This window comes from Calothrix sp. CBUCES-K 9914 (genome assembly GCF_059640475.1).
On sequence record NZ_JBXXZH010000404.1, the window covers coordinates 1 to 5,692 of the forward strand.

6 protein-coding genes and 1 pseudogene are annotated in these 5,692 nt (G+C 37.9%); 3 read left to right on the forward strand and 4 right to left on the reverse strand.

Going from position 1 to position 5,692, the window contains the following annotated elements; all coding sequences use genetic code 11:
* From AC2JBO_RS42485 to AC2JBO_RS42495, 3 genes and pseudogenes are all read right to left on the reverse strand, one after another.
* Nucleotides 1-306, reverse strand: a pseudogene (locus tag AC2JBO_RS42485) (methyl-accepting chemotaxis protein); the annotation flags it as partial.
* Nucleotides 307-403: 97 nt separating this feature from the next.
* On the reverse strand, nucleotides 404-901 hold the full coding sequence (locus AC2JBO_RS42490) for a helix-turn-helix domain-containing protein (RefSeq protein WP_496959644.1): 498 nt from the start codon (nucleotides 899-901) through the stop codon (nucleotides 404-406).
* A 208-nt stretch (nucleotides 902-1,109) separates the two neighbouring features.
* Nucleotides 1,110-3,386: an NACHT C-terminal helical domain 2-containing protein gene (locus tag AC2JBO_RS42495; RefSeq protein ID WP_496959645.1), complete on the reverse strand. Its 2,277-nt coding sequence runs from the start codon at nucleotides 3,384-3,386 to the stop codon at nucleotides 1,110-1,112.
* A 182-nt stretch (nucleotides 3,387-3,568) separates the two neighbouring features.
* Here AC2JBO_RS42495 and AC2JBO_RS42500 point away from each other — a divergent pair, with 182 nt between their 5' ends.
* Together AC2JBO_RS42500 and AC2JBO_RS42505 are read left to right on the forward strand one after the other, a co-directional pair.
* Entirely contained in the window at nucleotides 3,569-3,757 is a 189-nt protein-coding gene (locus AC2JBO_RS42500; RefSeq protein WP_496959646.1) for a hypothetical protein, read from the forward strand.
* A gap of 285 nt (nucleotides 3,758-4,042) precedes the next feature.
* On the forward strand, nucleotides 4,043-4,555 hold the full coding sequence (locus AC2JBO_RS42505; RefSeq protein ID WP_496959647.1) for a hypothetical protein: 513 nt from the start codon (nucleotides 4,043-4,045) through the stop codon (nucleotides 4,553-4,555).
* Nucleotides 4,556-4,746: 191 nt separating this feature from the next.
* On the opposite strand, the gene AC2JBO_RS42510 is transcribed toward AC2JBO_RS42505, so the two are convergent.
* Nucleotides 4,747-4,875, reverse strand: coding sequence for a hypothetical protein (locus tag AC2JBO_RS42510; protein WP_496959648.1), 129 nt, complete (start codon nucleotides 4,873-4,875; stop codon nucleotides 4,747-4,749).
* A 309-nt stretch (nucleotides 4,876-5,184) separates the two neighbouring features.
* Here AC2JBO_RS42510 and AC2JBO_RS42515 point away from each other — a divergent pair.
* The coding region (locus AC2JBO_RS42515) for a ParB/RepB/Spo0J family partition protein (RefSeq protein ID WP_496959649.1) at nucleotides 5,185-5,692 on the forward strand (508 nt) is incomplete at its 3' end.

A 5,692-nucleotide genomic window follows, 5' to 3' on the forward strand; every position in this document is an offset into this window, starting at 1 on the left:
ATTACCTTGACGTACAGAGTCAAATTGATTTTGTAAATCTTTGGTAGTGCGACGAATTTGTTTTAACGTTAAATTTCCCAGTGTTCCAGCAGTGGCAAACGATACAATACCCGCAGCTAAAGACATTGCCCAACCAGTGTTACGAACTCCTGCGCGTTGCGATGAAGAAGAAAAATTCGACGCAGTAAAGCTGACCAGTGCCACAACCACCGCACTCACCACACCAACAGTACCCGCTATAAACCATTGTTTTGTTTCCAGAGGTGCGTTTTCAAGTGGCGCCAGTATACCTTGTTCGACGCTGACTATATTAATTAGGAATTGTGTGATTTTTGCTACATATACATATGCGTAAATCTTAAAAGTTCCACCATTGGTGGAACTTTTAGGATTTTTATAGTTGTCACAAATTATCTATATAAACATCTAAATCCTTACGCTTAAGCTTCCAACCTCTACCAATTCTTTGAGCCTTAAGCTTTCCTAACTTAATTGCTTCCCTTAAGAACTCGCGCGATAGTCCCGTTAGTTTCTGTGCTTCTAGTAGGGATAGTAGTAGCTTATCGCTGATAGAGATGCGGTTAGCTAAATTTTCTAGTGCCACCAAGAAGCGTTCCTCATAGTCAATACTAGAAACTTCTGCCCCCGACACCCTCGACAGGGGGGCACTGTCGGGGGGTAATTTACTGTCGGAGCTTGTCGGGGGGTGGATAATTTCCGGTTGATAGGTAGGGGTAGAAAGTTCTGCTTTCAAACGAGCTAAATCTTCAAGGTTGTAATTTGCTTCTTTTCCGAATTTACCCTGCACATAAGAGCAAGGCAATTTACCCGACGCGGTGTACCTCTCTACAGCTCTTGTTGAAACACCTAAAAACTCTGCTGCTTCTTTCTTACTAACCATAATGCTGATCTCCTTGACCCCTCGACAGGGCACGACAAAACCTATGTCGGTGGTTGTAACGATTGCATTGTATGACTATTAGTTACTTATAACAATACTCTTGTCGGGTGGTGTCGGGGGTTTATGTCGAAGGGTGTCGGGGGCAAGTGGGATGAGTAATTTTTATACTGAAGATATTTTTTGAACCCGTGGCGCCGCAATTTTATCCCTATGCAGGTGGTTGATTATCTTGTTTAATAGATTTTATCGGTAGTAATAGTGTATCTTCAATATGTTTACGAACATCGCGGCTAACATAACAATCACTATTGAGACAATCAACGAGTAACTGGTTGGCGCCGTAATATTTTTCCAAAAGTTCTTTTTGAGAGTCAGTAAATTGCCAGTCGTGACCAGTATTACGATGCTCAATCATAATAGCCCTAAGCTCTTCAGTCCAATTGGCGCCGTTTGCAACCCACCATTGTTTGAAAAAATCAGAATCTTCTTTTGAACTAGGCAGTTTAGTTTTTAACCGCCGGAACTTGCGCTTTAATTCGTCTTCCGTTCCTCTGTCTCGGACGCGGACATCGGCGAGGGCAAGGTCAAAGTCGAGGTCGAAGTCGAGGTCAAGGGCGAAGTCGAAGTCGAAGTCGAGGTCGAGGTCAAGAGCGAAGTCGAGGGCGAGGTCGAAGTCGAGGTCTCGGCAGAAGTTTTGGTCGATGCCCTTGGCGAGGTCTCGCTTTTGGACGAAGGCAAGGTCTAAATAGTAAGCACGTATAGCAGCTTTTTCATAAGGCGCCTCCACCGAGTTCGATTTTTCTTCAACCCAAGCAAGAAACTGCTGTAATTTTTCATCCCTAGAGAGTAAGCTATCAATTTTTTGTTTCATTAATTGCAATAGCAAATCTGCACTTTTCAACATCCCGACTGATAATAAAAACACTTCTCGCCAACGTTTTTCGCTAATATAACTGGTTAAAATTTTCAAAGCATCTTCTTGATTAGAATTATAAACAATCTCTCTAGCGGTAAAAAATTCTTGAAATGTCAGGTGAGAAAATGAGTAAATACCCCTTGCTCGCTCTACTAAAAGTCCATGTTGTGCTTCTATGGATTTTAAAACTGCTTCGCTATCTATTCGCAATGCTTCTGGGTCTGTTTTAGCTTGTGGTAAATTGCGGATATAATCAGAGATATATTCCTCTACGCTTCTCTGTTTAAAGAAATAATCTTTGCGCTCGAAAGTCTTCCAAGCAACTTCGCTTAGTAAATCTTCTTTATGCCGAATTGATAATTGTTTATATACATCATCTCGCACAATTCCACGTTTGGAGTCCCATTTTCTGAGTAAAGTATGAATTGCTCTATTATATAGCTCCGCGCGGTCGGAGGGAAAGTCCCCTGAATCTTCAAATTCTAAACATAATAATGTCAGCAGTAGGGGATTTGTAGCTAGTTCTTTTATTTGTTCATTTGATTGCAACTGCTGCATAAATTTTTTTGGTGCCGAAGCTTCTTTTGAGCGAAACCAGTTGGTAACAAATGTTTTTATCTGCTTTTCATCAAAATCCGCTACTTCTACTTCGGTAAAATTTTGAAATGTATATTCTCGTGCTGCTATACGACAAGTGATAATAAATTTATTTCTGCTATATCGATGAGTAAATTCTTCAATTTTATTGATAATTCTGCTGCTATCTTCTTCTCTTACTTCATCTAAACCATCAAGTAAAATTAGAAATTTACCGGAATTGAGCAATTGAGTTATTTCTATATCTAATTGTTGGCTAATAAATTCCTGTAAATTCGGTTGTTTCGGAGTTTCTGCAAATTGTTTTAAGGTAATGAAAACGGGAACGTGTTCCGTATAAAAATTTCCAGAAATGCACTGGATAGCTATATATTTTAGAAAAGTTGTTTTCCCCGCGCCCGGTTTTCCCAGTACTATTAGTTTACTATGACGCTCTACTGCCTCTAATCCTGGTACTCGCTTTTCTGTTACGAGGCTAAGTCCAAATCGGTCAAAATTTTCAGGGTTGCAGTTTTTCATCAGTTCGGCGATTTCTAACCGCTTGCGACCAATAATTTTTTCTAATATGTTGACGCTGGTGTAGATGTCATTTAATCCTATTGGCTGCGTCATATCTAGTACACGCATTGTACCGCAACGTTCTTCAATATCGGCGCCAATATAAACACGTGCGGTTCGCACTAACTCATCAATATTTATAGTCTCACTCAATGACTCGCGAAGTGGCGCCGATTGTTCGCTTACTTGTGAAATACCAGCAATTTCGTCAAAATCAAGTTCAAGAACCTTACAGATATTGACAAAACTTTCATTACTGACAGCTTTTCCATTAAAAAAATTATCGATTGTACTGCGGGAAAGATTACAGTCCTTATATCCAGCTAGTTTCTGTCGGCTTAACCCTTTTCTCTTTAAAGCTTGTTTTGCTTTCTCGATACCATCAGAGCAAGCAGCAATAGAATTTTGCGGCATACATCAGTATATAGACTGTATCAATTTTAGTTTAAAAATTCATATCTTGCTAAAGTCATGCCATTTTCACGCAGAAGTCAGGCAATGCCAAAGCTGAACTAATTTACCTAACCTTCGATACTAAAGATAAGTCGGAAGCGCTTCCACCAACAACCCTTATCTATGTAAATATAAACCCTTGTATGAAAAACAACTTAGTCTCAAAAACTCATTATTCCCTGTGGGTGCTTATCATTCTCGCATTAATGGCACTGGCGCCAAGCTTAGTTATTCTCCTAGACAACAATTGTAATTCCGTCAGCCTAGGAATTAAAGCATGGGGGTTAGAGTATCGGTTAGAAGAAGGCGCCTGCGATACACAACCCAAATAATAGTACTTGAAACTTTATATGTTTGTTATCTCCATCATATATATAACTGGTGGAGATATTTTTACTTGAGATGGCGCCGAGTCCGTTGGAGTGGAGCATCTGCCAATATAAATTTAATTAAAGATAACAATACATTTCCACTCCGCGCATCATATTTATTATTAAATATAAAACTTTTAATATTTTTTGTCTTTCAGGGATTTAGTTCATAAAAAGTTAATTAATTTCTCCTAAAAACAAATATAAAATGAATCTATAATTATTATCCCAATAAAAAATTAAAGTATGTGTAATGCTTGGAATCACTCAGCAGGATGTAACTGTGGTTGGGGAGGTGCATATTATGGAGTCGGTGGTGGTATAAGAACTAGTTTAATTAGCCGCCTAAGTGATTCAATAAAAAAATCCATACCCAAGCCAACTAGAGAGCCTCAAACTCGTTTGATAAAATGTTGGTGGTGTAACGCTGAAGTTTTTTACCATACTAATGGTTATGGTGACTCTGTTTTATTTGATAGTTTAGGTTATCCGTGGCAAATACACTCTTGTTGGACAATATATTGCAGCAAAGACACAACTTATGGGAATTTTCGGGAATTCCACCAAGACGAACAAAAATATTATATTTTAGCAGGCGCTATCCAAGTAGTACGGAGTCAGAAATTGTATGTTAAAGAAGAAGATATTGCAAGTTGTTTAGGTCTAACAGTAAAACTATTTAAAAAATATTATTCTGCATTTTACGAAATATATTTAGAAGATGAAGTAATACAATTTCGATTAAAACAATGTTTATAATCCTTAAAATTTTAATTGTATTCAATTTTCGATTAACTTTCCCACACTATCCCAAAGGCGCCTGCTTATTACAACCCAAACAATAGCACTTAATCTGTTAAACACCTGCCTAAAATTTTATAACCCTGTAGTTGAAAAAAACTACAGGGTTAAATAATATAGACATGAAAATTTTGGCTACATTTTATCTATTAGCCAAAAGGATTTAATTTTTTAACAATTTGTTTGTGCTTATCAACAGTATCAGCAGTATATTTAATTGCCTCTCTTACCTCTTTTGGAACAGGACATTCTGGCTTTTTTTTCTTAGCGTCGCTCATAAATTTAATTTTTTATTTTTGAAAAATTATTCCTTTTTCAGTTATAAACTACTTGCTTATTTACTGCCAAGCTCTGCGTTAAATATATTTTTTATGTAAATTTTATATCGAAAATTTATTTTTTATTTAAAGTTAGTTGTTGGCATAAAAATAATAGTTAAAGTCATTCATTTTAATTAGCAGAGTAAGAATGATTATGAACACGCTTTTTGCAGTACGGAGGATGATTCAATTCAAAGTATGTTAAGACTTCTTCAGGTATAAATATTTCTTAACAACATATCCCTAACCCGATCCGGAGACACAATCATGAGTGCAGCTAACATAGGTGGTACACCTAAACCAGGAACAGCAAGAACAGTAAAACCCACTGTAAAGGCGCCAGCATCTAAAAAGAAAGCACCATCCAAATCAACTGCAGCAGCCAAAACCGAAGTAACAACATCTAGCACTGCACCAATAATGGTGGCGCCGCTTGATAAAATAGTTCTGCCCCAAACTCCCCAACCAAGACGCTACTTTAAACCAGAAGCAATGCAGTCTCTAGTTAACTCTGTGAATAAAAATGGAGTATTACAAAATATCGTACTGCGACCAGTAGGGGATAACTACGAACTAGTAGCAGGAGAAAGACGTTATCGTGCGGCAAAGGAAGCAGGATTAACAGAAGTCCCCGCAATAATCCGAGAAATGACCGACTCGGAAGCATTAGAATTTACCCTCACCGAGAACCTACAGCGCGAAGACTTAAACTTACTCGAAGAAACAGAAGGAACCTTAGACCTACTAGCCTTAAAACTCAACACCAATCGAGAAT